The sequence below is a fragment of the Dolichospermum sp. DET69 genome, from assembly GCA_017355425.1.
GTDB lineage: Bacteria > Cyanobacteriota > Cyanobacteriia > Cyanobacteriales > Nostocaceae > Dolichospermum.
This window is the reverse complement of record CP070233.1, coordinates 4,722,082-4,738,697: the sequence shown is the minus strand read 5'-3', so window position 1 is coordinate 4,738,697 and position 16,616 is coordinate 4,722,082. Positions and strand designations below refer to the sequence as shown.

General features: G+C 37.1%; 16 protein-coding genes. 9 read left to right on the top strand and 7 right to left on the bottom strand.

Annotated elements, in window-relative coordinates:
- Positions 1-63 precede the first annotated feature (63 nt).
- The 4 genes from EZY12_21690 to EZY12_21675 form a co-directional block, all read right to left on the bottom strand.
- The gene (locus EZY12_21690) at positions 64-252 is read right to left on the bottom strand and encodes a type II toxin-antitoxin system HicA family toxin (protein QSX67302.1); all 189 of its coding nucleotides are present in this window, start codon (positions 250-252) and stop codon (positions 64-66) included.
- Positions 253-254: 2 nt separating this feature from the next.
- Positions 255-473, bottom strand: coding sequence for a type II toxin-antitoxin system HicB family antitoxin (locus tag EZY12_21685; protein ID QSX67301.1), 219 nt, complete (start codon positions 471-473; stop codon positions 255-257).
- Positions 474-689: 216 nt separating this feature from the next.
- On the bottom strand, positions 690-1,031 hold the full coding sequence (locus tag EZY12_21680; GenBank protein QSX67300.1) for a retroviral-like aspartic protease: 342 nt from the start codon (positions 1,029-1,031) through the stop codon (positions 690-692).
- Positions 1,032-1,171: 140 nt separating this feature from the next.
- Positions 1,172-2,890, bottom strand: coding sequence for an SUMF1/EgtB/PvdO family nonheme iron enzyme (locus EZY12_21675; protein QSX67299.1), 1,719 nt, complete (start codon positions 2,888-2,890; stop codon positions 1,172-1,174).
- Between the two features lie 251 nt (positions 2,891-3,141).
- On the opposite strand from EZY12_21675, the gene EZY12_21670 reads away from it, so the two are divergent.
- Positions 3,142-3,396 (top strand): hypothetical protein, encoded by a 255-nt coding sequence (locus EZY12_21670; GenBank protein ID QSX70771.1) that lies wholly within the window; start codon positions 3,142-3,144, stop codon positions 3,394-3,396.
- A 39-nt stretch (positions 3,397-3,435) separates the two neighbouring features.
- Here EZY12_21670 and EZY12_21665 read toward each other — a convergent pair whose 3' ends face one another.
- Complete coding sequence (locus EZY12_21665) at positions 3,436-4,344, bottom strand: hypothetical protein (protein ID QSX67298.1); 909 nt, start codon at positions 4,342-4,344, stop codon at positions 3,436-3,438.
- A gap of 453 nt (positions 4,345-4,797) precedes the next feature.
- Between EZY12_21665 and EZY12_21660 the strand changes: the two genes are divergently transcribed.
- The 5 genes from EZY12_21660 (at position 4,798) to hppD (ending at position 10,158) form a co-directional block, all read left to right on the top strand.
- The gene (locus tag EZY12_21660) at positions 4,798-5,067 is read left to right on the top strand and encodes a hypothetical protein (protein ID QSX67297.1); all 270 of its coding nucleotides are present in this window, start codon (positions 4,798-4,800) and stop codon (positions 5,065-5,067) included.
- Positions 5,068-5,176: 109 nt separating this feature from the next.
- Positions 5,177-6,397: an exodeoxyribonuclease VII large subunit gene (locus EZY12_21655; GenBank protein ID QSX67296.1), complete on the top strand. Its 1,221-nt coding sequence runs from the start codon at positions 5,177-5,179 to the stop codon at positions 6,395-6,397.
- 67 nt (positions 6,398-6,464) lie between these two features.
- The gene (locus EZY12_21650) at positions 6,465-7,817 is read left to right on the top strand and encodes an NYN domain-containing protein (protein ID QSX67295.1); all 1,353 of its coding nucleotides are present in this window, start codon (positions 6,465-6,467) and stop codon (positions 7,815-7,817) included.
- A gap of 527 nt (positions 7,818-8,344) precedes the next feature.
- Entirely contained in the window at positions 8,345-9,049 is a 705-nt protein-coding gene (locus EZY12_21645) for an SDR family NAD(P)-dependent oxidoreductase (protein QSX70770.1), read from the top strand.
- Positions 9,050-9,096: 47 nt separating this feature from the next.
- Positions 9,097-10,158: a 4-hydroxyphenylpyruvate dioxygenase gene (gene hppD, locus EZY12_21640; GenBank protein ID QSX67294.1), complete on the top strand. Its 1,062-nt coding sequence runs from the start codon at positions 9,097-9,099 to the stop codon at positions 10,156-10,158.
- Positions 10,159-10,192: 34 nt separating this feature from the next.
- On the opposite strand, the gene EZY12_21635 is transcribed toward hppD, so the two are convergent.
- On the bottom strand, positions 10,193-10,678 hold the full coding sequence (locus EZY12_21635; protein QSX67293.1) for an SH3 domain-containing protein: 486 nt from the start codon (positions 10,676-10,678) through the stop codon (positions 10,193-10,195).
- A gap of 153 nt (positions 10,679-10,831) precedes the next feature.
- Positions 10,832-12,343, bottom strand: a complete 1,512-nt coding sequence (locus EZY12_21630; GenBank protein QSX67292.1) for an AAA family ATPase — start codon at positions 12,341-12,343, stop codon at positions 10,832-10,834.
- Positions 12,344-12,504: 161 nt separating this feature from the next.
- Here EZY12_21630 and glcD point away from each other — a divergent pair, with 161 nt between their 5' ends.
- The 3 genes from glcD to EZY12_21615 all read left to right on the top strand — a co-directional run bounded on the left by glcD (position 12,505) and on the right by EZY12_21615 (position 16,581).
- Positions 12,505-13,974, top strand: coding sequence for a glycolate oxidase subunit GlcD (glcD, locus tag EZY12_21625; protein ID QSX67291.1), 1,470 nt, complete (start codon positions 12,505-12,507; stop codon positions 13,972-13,974).
- Positions 13,975-14,364: 390 nt separating this feature from the next.
- Positions 14,365-16,113: a GAF domain-containing protein gene (locus EZY12_21620; GenBank protein ID QSX67290.1), complete on the top strand. Its 1,749-nt coding sequence runs from the start codon at positions 14,365-14,367 to the stop codon at positions 16,111-16,113.
- A gap of 87 nt (positions 16,114-16,200) precedes the next feature.
- On the top strand, positions 16,201-16,581 hold the full coding sequence (locus tag EZY12_21615; GenBank protein ID QSX67289.1) for a response regulator: 381 nt from the start codon (positions 16,201-16,203) through the stop codon (positions 16,579-16,581).
- The last annotated feature ends 35 nt before the right edge of the window (positions 16,582-16,616 follow it).

Sequence of the window (16,616 nt, the reverse complement as noted above, 5' to 3'; positions counted from 1 at the left end):
AAAAAGGAGATTTCTAGGGTCGCGCTTCATTTTCCATAACTACAAAAGGTGACACCATAAGGTTTAAAATTTAGGTAATAAATCAGCTTGTTTACAAATTGAATTGGCAGTAATACGATCAATTGCACGATGTCTTTTGACGGGAATAGTTTTTATATCATTAGTATAAATAGAATGGTTGCCACCTTCCCGCAATAAATAAAATCCATTTTCTTCCAAATACTTAATTAAATCTTTTCGTTTTACGGACATGATTATACTTCTACAGGAATTTGTTCAAGTAAAGAGTTTCCTGTGGGAATTTCTTTATTTTGCTGATGATAGGCAAAAATCATTTCTTTGAGTGCATCTTGTAACATAGCTCTGCATATTTCTAGTGTTTCTCCTTCGGTAATGACTTCTTGCCATTCAATCAGTTGTCCCATATACCCACTATTTATTTTGGTATATTTTGCGGTGTATGTAGTTAGCATAAGACATTAATCAAGAGTATTTTCTAAATTATAACTTTTTTTGAGCGATAGCGAAGCGCGACCTAGGAATCGCTCTCTCATTCCACCAAAAAAGCGAACTGCTTGCAGCAGCGCTTCGCTATCGCGCTCTCATTTCAGCAAAAAGGCGATATCGCACTTCATTTTTAATAACTAAAGAAAGGTGATAACTTTGGTGCGCTACTGCTAAACCACCATTTAAGATTCATTAGACTTGGTAAAAATTTCAAAAGCTAATTGAGAACCATAAAAACACACATCAAACTCTTGAAAAAAATTGATTCTTCCCAATAGTAAAGGTGTATTTTCAGCTTGAGTCCAAGCAAAAACCATAGTCACAGGTAGAAATTCATCAATGGTAGCTCCTTTGGCGGGAAATTTAGCTAAATTACCTGCTAGGGTAACAGATGTATCACATTTATCCCAATCTAGTCCTAATTGTAATCCAATTTCGTAGGGTAAAACATTGACGCTTGCGCCTGTGTCGCGCTCGCCTGGAATGTTACGGTAATGCCTGATTCTGACAATTATTTCGCGCAAAGTCGCAAAGAAGAAAAGGAAGAGATTTTCTTTTTAAACCATTGTAGAGATTTAGCAAAAAATCAAATCATGTAAATCCTTAAATCATAAAAATCATAGTTCAGACATTTTCGATTAAAAGTATTTGAAAGGGTAAAGAATTAAAGAGTCCCTGCACCCGAAACTACCAACCGAAAACCGTTGTCTTTGTTTCTGCGGTCTCCATTATTGTAGCTGCGACTGGCCGAACGGCAATAAGAAGGATTGAGATACCACTGACCACCACGCAGCATACGGTTATTGTCACCTTGACTAATCCAAGGGATAGTGTTATTAGGCCAAGTAGGTGCGTTAATATAATTTTCGTGCCAGCCATCTTCACACCACTCCCATATATTCCCGTGCATATCATATAAACCAAAGGCATTGGGGAGAAATTTTCCTACGTCTGTGGTTTGTCCATACTTATTATTATGATTGACTAAATCGGTGGTAATAGTGTTACCAAAGTAGTAGGGAGTTGTGGTATTAGCTCTACAGGCATATTCCCATTCAGCTTCGCTGGGCAAGCGATATAATTTACCTGTAGCTTTGCTGATCCTAGCACAAAATTCTTGTGCGTCATGCCATGATACATTTTCAACTGGAAGATTTGCACCTTTGAAGTGTGAAGGTTTAGACCTTAAATCAATCTTCACCTCTGGTAAGCGTGATACCATTTCCCATTGTGCTTGGGTAACAGGGTATTTTCCCATGTAAAATGGTTGAATGGTAACTTGATGTTGCGGTTTTTCCCGATCATTTCCTTCTCCTTCGGGTGAACCCATGAGGAATTTTCCCCCAGGTATTGCTACCATTTCTAAAATTACTCCTTTTCCTAAATTTTCATTTTGGTTAGGATAAACTGGTGGTTTTAGTGGTGGAGAAATAAATTGTAAACCTTGCTGAAAGGGATTAGGAGAAACAGGTAGTTGTGGGACAATAATATTAGCTGGAACTTCCTGTATTTGTAATGCTGATAAAACTTCCGTTGGTGATTGAAAACGATTAATAGGTAAGTCTTGCAACATCTTATCTAAAACAATTTCTAACTCCTGACTTACAGAAACATATTGTTTCCATATCCACTGCATTCTCATAGAATCAAATATTAAATCATCACCATCATCTTTTTGAAAATATCCCGTTAATAAACGAATACAAGTTACAGCTAAACTATAAAGATCACTATTCGGAAAAACCTTCCCGCGCATTTGTTCCGGTGGTGCATATCCCAGCGTTCCCGTAATCGTCCCCACTTTACTCAGAACACTGCCCCCAACTTCCTTAGAAACTCCAAAATCAATTAGGAATAAAGCACCAGTTTGAGAACTTCTAATAATATTTTCTGGTTTAATATCTCTATGAATAACTTTGTTATCATGAACAAATTGTAAAATAGGTAATAATTCAACTAATATCTGTTTAACTTCCGATTCGCTGAATTTTCCTTTTTGTTGTAATTCATCTAACAGATTTTTACCTTCGATAAATTCCTGAATTAAATATAATCTTCCTTCTTGGGGAAAGAAAGCCAGTAAATCTGGAATATGTGAATGTTTCCCTAAATCTCGCAGTCGAAAAGCTTCTTGTTTAAATAACTCCGTCGCTTTTTCTAAAGCCGCACTTCCCGACTGTTGGGGTAAAAATTGCTTAATCACACAGGGAGTATCTAATCTTTGTTCGTCTACTGCTAAAAAGGTTCTCCCAAAGCCACCTTCTCCAATAACCCGCACACCACGATACCGTTCTTGCAATACCAGTTTACTCCCACAACGTTGACAGAATATCGTCTTCGGTGAATTTTGCTGTAGACAGTCGGGGTTAAGACACTGACTCATAGATACAGGTGAGTAATTACATTGATAATTATAATCACATTTTGACTATCCTTATCCATCCAATTTTTGATGAGGGATACAAAGTTGGGTTGAGGTAATAAAACCCAACATTTTAATAATTTTGACTTTTTGAGGCTTAACCGAGCAGTATTGGGGAGCGATCGCCCTCTTTCAGCAGTCTTTACAAATTAAGAAAACTACAGGCAAATATCATGTCATACCTCGCACAAAACCCCGTACAAGCTACTAAAATCTCTCAAACATCAGAACAAGAAACTGAATGGGAGTTTGCAGAAATCTGGGTAGATACTTTGATATCTCCTCCTTATATTCTGATGTTAGTCAAAGAACAATCAGGAAAATTCTGTATCCATAACCCTGCACAAAACTATAAAATTATCTTTGCTAGTGACAATTATGAAGCCGCTAAAATGTGGCTACTAGAGGATGAATATGAAAGATTGAACAGTCATATTTTACAACAAGATTCTGATGAAGAAGATTAAAAGAGACGTTAACTAAAACGCCTCTATTTTTCATTACATTTAATCAACTTTAAACCTAGCTAATAATTCCTCACGGGAAAGATTAATTAATAACTGAGTTCTTTCTGTTAGAGAAAGTTCCATCAACTGACTAACAATAGCAGATAAATCCTCATCTAAATTACCAAAACGTACTGCTAACAAACTCTCTATCATCAAACGCTGTCCGTCTTTTTGTCCTTCTTGTCTTCCTTCTTCTTTACCTTCTTGTTTCCATTCTTCACACTGTTTAAGATATGCAGGTGATAAACTCATAATCAACTCCTTTACATCTTCATCATTGACATTACTATTCAATTCTAAATTTTTTCGCCAAGATGCGAAAATTCTTACTAGATACTTCCATTTATCATTGTCTTTTGACAGTTCCACGACTTCGCTGATAGCCGCTGTTTGAGTTCTCCCTTTTCCTAGTACCCTTAACCATAGTGTATCCTCTGTCACAGATAACTGATTAATAGCAACAATAGCTGCTTTTTGGTATTTTGGCAGAAAATACACTCCTTTTTCCCATCCCTCCTTTGCTTTCGCTCCAAAACCTTCCAGGATTTTTTCTGAACAAGTTGGTGTTAAAATCCATAGAAAGGGTAATTCTTCTTCAGCGATAGAACGTTTTTCTCTTTTCGCTTGTCTTAACAATTCACCCTGAACACTATACAATTTTAACAAACAACTCCTAATTTCTACCTCATTAGGTGCATTACGGTAAGGTTCAAAAAGACAGCTTGTAACCGCCATTTTTCCTAATAATCCTAATTCAGAATTTATAGCTGTTGTTGTCGGAACAAACCAAACATCTATTTCCTGAACTTCGCTTTTTACATCTTTACTGGTTTTGACCTCTCCTAAAGGTGCTAATAATTCTTCTAGATATTCTTTAGCTAGTTGGTCGTGCGGTTGTCTTGTCATAAATCAGTCTTTTCTTATATCAGTATATAAAGTTTTATCGTCAGCGTATTCAATATCCCGATTCTGAAAGCGTGAGGTAAGAGACTTCCAAATAAAAAAATACCCCAAAATTTCTTGTGGTGCAGACATCTTGCCTGCTAATAATATTAGGACGGGCAAGATGCCCATCCCACAAGATTGGATAGCGAAGCGCTGCTGCAAGCAGTTCATCTTTTTTATGGAGTTCTCTAAATTATCTAGGACTTACACAAGTGTCACACTAAAAATCTGTTGTAGGGTGCGTCAGACTGCATAAATCCTGCAAGTAAACAGATTGTTGATATCGAGCTATTTTTTTTAGGTTGGGTTAAGCAAAAGCGCATGAGTTAGGACATATTAAGAAATTGGTAGAAGTGATCAAAAGCATGAAAGAATTAAAGTCAACATCAGATTTTTAACAAAAATATTCACAATATGTCACCTCATATCCAAGCATTAATCTCATTAATGGCAACTTTACCCTTAAATATCCAAAAACAAGTAGTAGAACATCTCCAGGAATATATCTCACAATTAACAAAAAATTCAGTTGCTAATAACTTAAAATCTGCGGTTAATACTGAAGACAATCAACGGAAAATAATCCCAACAGATGATTATTCATCAGAACTTTCCCCAGAAGAATTGGAAACATTGAATAATTGCACAGAAATGCCTGTGTGGTCCCCTTTTGATTCATTATAGTGAATATGCAAGTAAGATCCCCGACTTTTTAGATAATCTTGTCAATAAATGATCAGGTGATAAAAAAGTCGGGGATCTCGGTTATTTGTATCACCTATCACTTACTGCTATGACCTTTGACTTTCCTAATACCGCCCTTTCCGTAGCTGGTTTAACAGACTACCTAAAATTACTCTTAGAACAAGATGAAATTCTCAGACAAGTGTGGGTAACTGGAGAAGTTTCCAGCACCAATCATCACCAGAGTGGGTTATTTTTTACATTAAAAGATACTAATAGTACAGCCTCTATTAAGTGCGTGGCTTGGAAAAGTCAAGTAGCAAAATTAGCACAAATGCCAGTTACTGGTGAACAGTTAATTATTTTAGGTAGTATTCGCATTTATCCCCAACGCGGAGAGTATCAATTAACAGTATGGCAAGCTTTACCTGCGGGTGTGGGTTTACAGGCATTACGTTATCAACAACTGAAAAATAGCTTACAAGCTGAGGGACTATTTGATACAGCCAGAAAGCGATCGCTTCCCCCACATCCGCAAATTATCGCCGTTGTTACCTCTCCTACCGCCGCTGCTTGGGGTGATATTCAAAAAACCCTCAAACATAGATATCCCGGCTTACACATCTTATTTTCACCTGCTACAGTGCAAGGTGAACAAGCGCCAGCATCCATAGTTAAAGCTATCGAACGAGTTAAAAAAGATGGTCGAGCAGAAGTATTAATTTTATCAAGAGGTGGTGGTGCTGTTGAAGAGTTAGCTTGCTTTAATGATGAAAGAGTGGTTATTGCTGTTGCTAATTGTTCTATTCCCGTTATTACTGGTATTGGACACCAAAGGGATGAATCCTTAACAGATCTAGTTGCCGATTTATGCGTACATACACCAACAGCCGCAGCAGAAACCGTTGTTCCTGCACTGTCTGATTTACAACTTCAACACCAGCAGAGACTTACAGTCTTATGTACAGCCGTAAATTCATTATTAGCAGCTAGGGAAAACCAGCTACAGGCATTAAAACACCGATTGCGTCAATTAAGGTTAGATAGACAAGTAGAACAGGAAAAAGAAAAGTTATCTTGGAAACATCGGCAATTACTACAAGTCACAACAGGACAATTGCAACAAGCCAGGCAGCACTTAGAAGTATTACGGCAAAAATTGGCTAGTATTGACCCCAAAGCCGTATTACAGCGTGGTTATGCAGTGGTGAGAACAGAAAATGGGATCATTCCTCGTTCTGTATCAGAGTTGACTATAGGAGAAAATTTACTGATTCAGTTGGCACAAGGTAAGGTAACAGTTAAAGTTATAGAAGTTACTGAAAGTTGAGTTCTGGAAAATATATTTTCAGACTTCAGACTTTATGCCCAGGATGCTCTACTGTACGATGTAAGCCATGTCCTATCATGATTCCGCCTTATTGCAAAAAATCTCTGTCGAGATTTGTCAATCAATTATTGCTATTCAACAGCAGCAACCAGAATTATTAATTGCAAAATATCGAACTATTAATTGGCAAATATCTGCGAATAAATCAGCTTTAAGTACAAAATTTAGAGCAATACTCAGTCAAACTCAAAGCTGGGATGAATTATTACAAAAACTGCAATCATCTCTGAAAGCAGTGCTTGTTCCCGCAGCTTTTGATTCACAAATAGTATCCGATTTAATTTCCTCTATTCATCGGCTAAATCCAGAAAATCCTGATTTAAATACTACACATTTACTCCAGCGACAATCTCCTGGTATAGCCATTTTGCTTTTAGATGCAGAAAACCTCCAACTTAACACCAGTACAGAAAGGTTTTTAAGCACTATTTGTAATTGTCCTTTGCAAGTTAAAATTGCTTTTGCTAATTGGTCAAATCGCGGAAAATTAGATATAGAACTACATGAACGTGGTTATGATTTAATTCATGTTCCCGCTGGGAGAGATAATGCTGATGGTAAAATGATTGCTCTTGGTTCTTCTATTCATGAACGCTATCCCAATATTAAAGAAGTTTTTGTTTGTTCATCAGATAAGGTAATGACAAATTTATGTAATACATTACAACAAAATGGTATATTAGTTTATCAAGTTAGTCAGCATGGGGAGAATGTTAAGGTATTCAATAGTGCCACCAGTGAAACTATCAATTATTCTCTCAAACCCCTGCCAGAAATACCATCTATAGAGCAGTTTATTTCCCAAATTAAGGGTTTAATCAAATTACAGCAAAAACAAACTGCAAGTTATTGGATTAAACTTTCGCTTTTATCTAAATTATTTAAAAGCAAACATCAATTAACTATTAGTCAAATTATTGCTCATCACTTTCCTGGCAAAAAAGCCAGAGAGATATTTATTAACTATCCATCTGAGATTGTAGTTCATCAAATTGATGAAAAATCTGAATTATATCTCACACTATTTGAACATCATCAACCCGAATCAGAAAATAGTCAGAATAATTCACAATCCCCAACTACAACATCAAAAATATTATCTACTATTACTTCTTCCGCAGATTTAGAGCAAGCGATTAGTAATATCTTGACTGATTTCAGCAAGGTAGATAATCAGAAATTTGTTGATATTAGCATTTTAGGGAGTAAGTTTTATCAGCAATATGGTAACCCAATCACTGAGCAAATAAAACAATTACAGATTGGTGGTAGTTTTGTTAAATTTTTGCATTCTTGCAAATCTTTGCAAGTTCAGCAAGTAGGTAAAAAATGGGAAGTGGGGGTTAAGTCGGAACTATGATTTGTTTGATTTGTTTGATTTAGATGATTCTGTCGGAACTGTGATTTGTTTGATTTGTTTGATTTAGATGATTCTGTCGGAACTGTGATTCGTTTGATTTGTTTGATTTAGATGATTCTGTCGGAACTGTGATTCGTTTGATTTGTTTGATTTAGATGATTCTGTCGGAACTGTGATTCGTTTGATTTGTTTGATTTAGATGATTCTGTCGGAACTGTGATTCGTTTGATTTGTTTGATTTAGATGATTCTGTCGGAACTGTGATTCGTTTGATTTGTTTGATTTAGATGATTCTGTCGGAACTGTGATTTGTTTGATTTGTTTGATTTAGATGATTCTGTCGGAACTGTGATTTGTTTGATTTGTTTGATTTAGATGATTCTGTCGGAACTGTGATTTGTTTGATTTGTTTGATTTAGATGATTCTGTCGGAACTGTGATTTGTTTGATTTAGATGATTAAACCCAGAATACCGGGATAGACTGTATGATAAATATAGTCTGTAAAGAAATGTAAATATTGTGATGCTGCAAGATAAAGTTATTGTCATTGTCGGTGCTACGGGTGGTATTGGTGCTACCTTAACTCGTCAATTAGCTCCCACTGGTGCGCGGTTGGTACTTGTAGCTAGAGACGCAGCAAAATTAGCCACATTAGCAAATGAGTTGGCAGCAGATGTACTAACAGTCCCTACGGATATTACTCAACCTCAACAGGTAGAAGCGTTAATCCAAACGACAGTAGCCCAATTTGGACAAATTGATGTCCTAGTAAATACAGCCGGAGCAGGCATTCTCAAGGCATACAACAACATTGAACCGACAGATTTAGATGCAATGGTGGATCTGAATTTAAAAGGCTGTTTTTACACCACTCAAGCAGCAGCTAAAGAAATGCAAAAACGTAAATCTGGGCATATTTGTAATGTTGTCGGTATTCTTGGCAAACATTCTATGCCAATGGCTGCGGCTTATTCTGCTTCTAAATTTGGTGTTGTGGGTTTTAGTAAGTCTATGGCAGAAGAACTGAAACGCTTTGGTGTGAAAATTACGCTTTTTTACTTTGGGGGGATAGATTCTCCTTTTTGGGATAAAGTAAATTTAAAGGTAGATCGGACTAAAATGCTTAGTTGTGAAACTGCTGCAAATGCTATTTTTTATGCTTTATCTGCTGAACCCCAAGCTATACCGATGGAAATTAATATTCAACCTGAGAGTCATTTATTTTTTTAGTATGTGATAGATAAAGATGATAGTAAATACAAGATTTTAAATGAATTATGCTGCAAATTGATCACGTTCACTTCTATGTCGAAGATGCCCAAAGGTGGCGAGATTGGTTTGTATATTGTCTTGGTTTCCAAACAGTAAATGATGGCATTTTTCCAAGTCTTTCTGATCATCAAAAATCTTTACATACTTGTACAGAAGTGGTGAAAAGTGGATCTGTCTACTTTTTACTTTCTTCTCCTATTTTACCTACTAGCCCTGTGGCTGAGTTTTTACGTCAACATCCTCCTGGTGTGGTTGATATAGCTTTTGCTGTTGATGATGTAGAATCATTGACAGCAAGGGCCATAACCCATGGGGCAACAATTCTCCAACCTGTTCAAGATGCTGGATTTTGTCAGTATGCTAAAATCGCGGCTTGGGGTGGTTTGAATCATACATTAATTACCAGAAATAAAGCAAAAATAAAAGAAGTCGAAAATATTTCACATGATTCTATTACTGCTATTGATCATCTAGTTTTAAATGTAGGAGTTGGTGAGTTAGAAAGGGCTGTTAGTTGGTATCAAAAAATATTTGATTTTCAACCTCAACAAGCTTTTAATATTAAAACTGATCGCTCTGGTTTGCACAGTCAGGTAATGATTTCTCCTCATGGCTATGTCCAATTACCAATTAATGAACCAGCTTCACCTAGTTCGCAAATTCAGGAGTTTCTAGATGTGAATCGAGGAGCAGGAATTCAACATATTGCTTTATTAATACCCAATCTTGTGGATGCTATCTCTCGGTTTCGGGCTGCTGGCTTATCCTTTCTTTCTATTCCCCAAAATTATTATTCCCAGTTACAACAACGTTATAAATTTTCCCTCTCACCTCAAGAGTTACAAGCGATCGCTGATCAAGAAATTCTGGTAGACTGGCATGAAGATGCTCATCCAGGGCAGTTATTACTGCAAATTTTCAGTCAACCAATTTTCTCAAAACCAACTTTTTTCTTTGAATTTATTGAACGTCGTTCTCTGGCTCAAGGTTTTGGGGAAGGTAACTTTATGGCTTTATTTCAAGCCATTGAACGCGAACAAATTAAACGTGGTTTTGTTAGTGGTTAGTGGACTGAGAAATACACAGAAAACCTGTAAAGATTTACTGGGAACGTTGAATATTACCTGATTTTACCCAACCTTCTGTATCGGTATCAGCAATACGAATTTTCTGCCATTTTTTATCGGCACTTTCTTCTAAAATAATCACTTTTTTATTCGCGCCAACTCCACCTGTACTAGAAGAATTTGCCTCTGGTTCTGCTCGCATACTTAGCCCTCCAGACCAAGTAACAGTTCCTTCATAAGCATCTGGTGGTAATGATTTGGGTGATTCTGTGGGAGTGGGAGTGGGAGTAGATGTAGGGCTAGTTGTGGGGTTAGGAGTATTTTGTGTCTTCGGTTGAGATTTGGGAATAGCTTTGGGCTTTTTGGCTTGGTTAGATGGATTATCGTTAGCATACATCGGTTTAGGAGGAGTTATGGCGGTACGGTTGACAAAATAGAGAGCAACTGTCAAGCCAGTACCACATAAAACTGCGATCGCTAACGCAAAACCGAGTATAAATTTAAGTAAGTTCGTAAACATATAAAAGGGAATAGGGAATAGTGGGCAGGGATAAAATTTCTTTTTTCTAATTTCTTCTTCTTTCTTGTTTTTTCTTCTAATTTCTTCTTCTTTCTTCTTCTTTCTTCTTCTTTCTTCCTCCTGACTCGGTGACTCCTGACTCGGTGACTCCTACTATAATTGACGTTGAATACGTTCGTTCAAAGGACTGTATTTTGAAGCTAGACGCGCTCTACCAGAAGCAGCCCATTCTTGGAGTTTTTGAATTTGCTCAAGTGCAGTTCGCGCTAAGGGGATAATTTGACTCGTAGCTTCTAAAATATCATCAGTTGTGAAATCACGATTTTGACTAAAACCAATGTGCATAGCTTCAATTAAAGTTTGCTCAATTTCTGCACCGGAAAAATCGGGGGTTTCGTAGGCTAATCGCTCAATGTCATAGCTGTTCAAATTATGGGGACGTAATCGGGATAAATGCACATTAAAAATTGCTTTTCTTTCTTCTTGGCTAGGTAAACCGACAAAGAAAATTTCATCAAATCGCCCTTTTCTTAACATTTCCGGTGGTAGGGACTGAATATCGTTAGCGGTAGCTACGACAAACACAGGGGAAGTTTTTTCGGCTAACCAATTGATAAAAGTCCCAAATACCCGGCTAGTCGTTCCTGCGTCACCTTTGCTACCCAAACCAGAAAAAGCTTTATCAATTTCATCAATCCATAGTATACAAGGGGCAAGGGCTTCTGCTACTTGAATCATTTGCCTTGTCCGCGATTCTGACTCACCCACCAAACCGCCGAATAACCGCCCTACGTCTAAGCGTAACAGAGGTAAATGCCAATGATGAGCGATCGCTTTTGCTGTTAAAGATTTACCAGTTCCCTGTATTCCCACCAACATTAACCCACGGGGATGAGGTAAACCATATTGTCGCGCCTTGTCGCTAAATGAACCACCGCGCCGAATTAACCAATCTTTCAAATTATCCAATCCACCGATATCAGAAATTTCCTCATTAGCAGGGTAAAAATCAAGGATTTGGGTTTGGCGGATAGTTTGGCGCTTTTCTGCCAAGACTAAATCTACATCTTCTGGTTCTAATTGTCCATGAGATGCGATCGCCCGCGCTAATACCCGGCGAATTCTTTCCATAGACAATCCTTGACAGGAACGCACCAAATCATCCAAAAACTTACCCACAGGTGGATTCCCAGTAGCTTGTAACAGCCGTTCCACTTCCGTTTTGATTTCCGAGGCATTGGGCAAAGGAAACTCAACTACCGTTAACACTTCCATTAAATCGTCAGGAATAGCGACACGAGGCGATAATAAAACAATATTTTTCGGTTGCGACTTCAGTAGTCGGGCTAAATTACGCAGTTTCCGAGAAATAGCCACATCATCCAAAAACCGATGATAATCCCGCAAAATCAACACCGCAGGTGCAGCAGCATTCAACTTTTCTATAAACTCCAAAGCCTGTAACGGGTTACGTTTACCAAATCCCACATCATTAGGACTTCCCTGATAACCGTCCACAAAATCCCAAGTATACACCGGACAATTACCTTGATTAATCGCCTCTTCCCGAATCGCCGCTTCTACCCGTTCCTCCTCATAAGTAGGAATATAAATCAACGGATAACGAGCGCGGAGTAACAATTTAAACTCATCACGAAAATTCATAAAACAAATAATATAGCTAATACCAACACCACCCTACACTATCAGAATCCATAGACCACACGAAAAAGTTTTCAAACAACCTCTAAGAGAGATTGCGCGAAAAAAAAATTATACTAGGATGAAAGTAAAAATAAACATCTACACATCATAAACAAAAATCTATGCTTACCCAAGATAAAACACAAATCAACTGGAAACCCATTATCAAAAAATTTGTCGCTGTTCTCGGTGAAAAAGGCGTAGTTCAACGCAAAGAAGAACTTCTCACTTATGAGTGTGACGGTTTAACTAGCTATAAACAACGTCCCCCCGTTGCAGTATTACCCCGCACCACAGAACAAGTATCAGAAATTGTCAAAATTTGCAATCAATACTCTGTTCCTTTTATCGCTAGAGGTTCAGGAACAGGTTTATCTGGTGGGGCTTTACCATCAGAAAATTCGGTTTTAATTGTCACTTCTTTAATGCGACAAATCCTCAGCATTGATTTAGAAAATCAGCGGGCTGTGGTTCAACCGGGAGTAATTAATAGTTGGGTGACTCAAGCTGTTAGTGGGGCTGGGTTTTATTTTGCCCCAGATCCTTCAAGTCAAATTATTTGTTCGATTGGTGGGAATATTGCCGAAAATTCTGGGGGAGTACATTGTTTAAAATATGGTGTCACTACTAATCATGTTTTGGGTTTAAAACTTGTGCTTCCTAATGGTGCAATTGTTGATGTGGGTGGACAAATTCCCGAAACCCCAGGTTATGATTTAACAGGTGTCTTTGTGGGTTCGGAAGGAACATTAGGAATTGCCACAGAAATCACTTTAAAAATTCTCAAAACTGCCGAATCAATTTGTGTGCTATTAGCCGATTTCACCAGTGTAGATGCTGCGGCTGCTACTGTTTCTGATATTATCAGCGCGGGAATTATTCCCGGTGGTATGGAGATGATGGATAATATTAGTATTAATGCTGTAGAAGATGTTGTAGCTACTAATTGTTATCCCCGTGATGCGACGGCGATTTTGTTAGTAGAAATTGATGGTTTAGAAGTCGAAGTTTCTGCCAATAAACAGCGAGTTATAGAAATTTGTAAAAAGAATGGGGCGCGAAATGTTACTAGTGCTAGTGACCCAGAAACTAGATTAAAATTATGGAAAGGTAGAAAAGCAGCTTTTGCGGCTGCGGGACATATTAGCCCAGATTATTATGTGCAAGATGGGGTAATTCCTCGAACTCAATTACCTTATGTTCTCCAGGAAATTGAAAGATTAAGTCATAAATATGGTTATCCCATTGCTAATGTTTTTCATGCTGGAGATGGTAATTTACACCCATTAATTTTATTTGATAATTCTGTACATGGAGAATTGGAAAAAGTCGAAGAATTGGGAGGGGAAATTCTCAAGCTATGTGTAAAAGTCGGTGGTAGTATTTCCGGTGAACATGGTATTGGTGCTGATAAAAAATGCTATATGCCAGATATGTTTAGTGAATCTGATTTGGAAACTATGCAATGGGTAAGACAGGTTTTTAATCCCCAAGGTTTAGCAAATCCTGGGAAGATTTTCCCCACACCTCGCACTTGTGGAGAATCAGCAAAAGCATCTATTCAAAAATTCCCAGATGTAGAAAGATTCTAAGTAAAAAATAAATGTTGGGTTTCGTTCCATTGCTTCGCAACCGTAATGCAAACAACCCAACCTACTATTTCTCCTCTCTCTGTGTCCTCTGTGGTATGGCTAACGCCACGCTTCGCTAACGTTTTTAATTAGAGAGTTCAGATAGTTTTACAAGACTAAAGATAGAGAGTAAAAGTAATTGTATCTATCTAAAGATAGATAGATAGATAGATAGATAGATAGATAGAATTAGAGGGTTAATCATTAGAAATTTTTATTATAATAAACGCATATATTTGAATGGCAAATTTAGCCAATTATCTACTTCAGATTTTAATTCAGCAGGGCCTTGTTTGAATTTATTTCTAATAATTTGGCTTACCTTTTTATCGTTTACCATGCGAGTTATATATGAACAAAATCAATTTTTTACAAGTAAATACACCAATAGATTTAAGCAACTGTGATCAAGAACTATTGGCAGAAGTTAAAAACCGAACTGTTGACCTAGAAAATTATCAAGCAGCATTACAACGGCAAATAGAACAGGAAAGACTGGTGATGGCGATCGCCTTACGTGTTCGTGAAAGTTTGCATCTGGATCAAATCCTCAACACTGCTGTACATGAAGTTCGGGAATTTATGCAAGCAGACCGAGTATTTATTTATCGTTTTCAGCCAGACTACAGAGACTACAGTGGATATGTAGTGGTGGAATCTGTTGATGATGCTTGGACTCCTGCGTTAAATGCCGGCATTGAAAATACTTACTTGATGGAAAATCATGGAGGGAGATACATACAAGGAGGCTTTCTAGCCATAGCAGATATTTATACAGCCGATCTAGCTGAATGTGATCGTGATTTACTAGCGAAATTTCAAATCAAAGCCAAATTGTCAGTTCCTATTATGCAGGGACAAAAATTATGGGGGCTATTAATTGCCAATCAATGTACGACATCAAGACAGTGGCAACCTTGGGAAATTGATTTCCTGCAAAAATTAGCAACACAAGTAGGCATTGCCATTCAACAATCAGAACTATACCAACAATTAGAACAAGAACTACAAGAACGTCAAAAAATTGAAACTGCTTTGCGACGTAGTGAAAACTTATTTCGTTCTCTCAATGAATTTGCACCTGTAGGTATTTTTCAAACAGATACCCAAGGAAGAATGATCTATAACAATCCTAGCTGTCAGAAAATTTGTGGTTTTACCATAGAACAATCATTAGGAGAAGGCTGGATCAATTTTATTCACTTTGATGATTTAGAAGTATTTTCACCTCAGTGGAATGAGGGAGTATCAACACATCAGCAACTCGCTACAGAAATACGTTTTGTCCATGAAGATAAAACTGTTCGGATTTGTCGGCTAATTGCTGTTCCCATATTTTCTGATCTTAATGAATTTGTGGGATATGTCGGCACTCTCGAAGATATTACAGATAATCGATTAATGGAAAAAATGAAAAGTGAGTTCATTTCCATAGTTAGTCATGAATTACGAACTCCATTAACATCTATTCGTAGTTCTTTAGGATTACTAACTACTAGTGGCATCAGAAATAACCCAGAAAAAATGCAGAAAATATTAGATATTGCTGCTAGTAATGCCGAACGTTTAACAAGGTTATTAAATGACATTCTTGATTTAGAACGACTAGAAACTAACAAATTTGTCTTGAATAAAAAATCCTGCGATGCGATGACATTAATACACCAGGCTGTAGACTCTATTCAAACATTAGTCAAAGAAGAGAATATTTCTTTACAAATATTAGGTAATTCTGTGCAATTGTGGATAGATGAAGACAGAATTTTGCAAATTCTTGTTAACTTAATCAGTAATGCCTTTAAATTTTCTCCCCCTCACACTACCATCAAAATCACTGTGGAAGAAACGCCAGATAGCCATTTATTTAAAATTCGAGATCAAGGGAGGGGTATTCCTAGCGATAAAATAGAAACAATTTTTGGTAAGTTTCAACAAGTAGATACTAGTGACTCCCGTGAAAAAGGAGGAACAGGTTTAGGTTTAGCTATTTGTGATACTATTATTAAACAGCATGAGGGCAAAATTTGGGTAGAAAGTGTTTTAGGACAAGGTAGCACTTTTTATTTTTCTATTCCTAAGCAGGTAACAGATGACAGGTAAAAAAGATAAAAGTGAAGGATAAATTTAAGCTTTTCAAACAACCTTTAAATTGATTAATCATAATTTATTTTGGAGTTCAATAAGAAAATGACAGAAAAACCAGAAAAACGTATTTTAGTAATAGATGATAATGATGATGTGGGATTTCTCATTTCCACTTGTCTGGAAGAATTTGGATCATCGCAAGTGTTGATAGCTAATAGTGCGAAAAAAGGTTTAAGTTTAGCACAAACACAAAAACCAGATGTCATCCTTTTAGATGTAATGATGCCAGAAATGAATGGGATAACTTTATTTGGTTTATTGCAAAGTGAACCTAAGACCCAAGCAATACCAGTAATTTTCATGACTGCTAAAGTCCAAAATTCAGATATAGAACTATATCGCAACTTAGGAGTTAAAGGGATAATTAGCAAACCATTTGAACCTTTTACATTAGTAGAACAAATCATCGAGATGCTACAATGAAATAATGTTCTATGGCATTACTCACGCAAGAATTC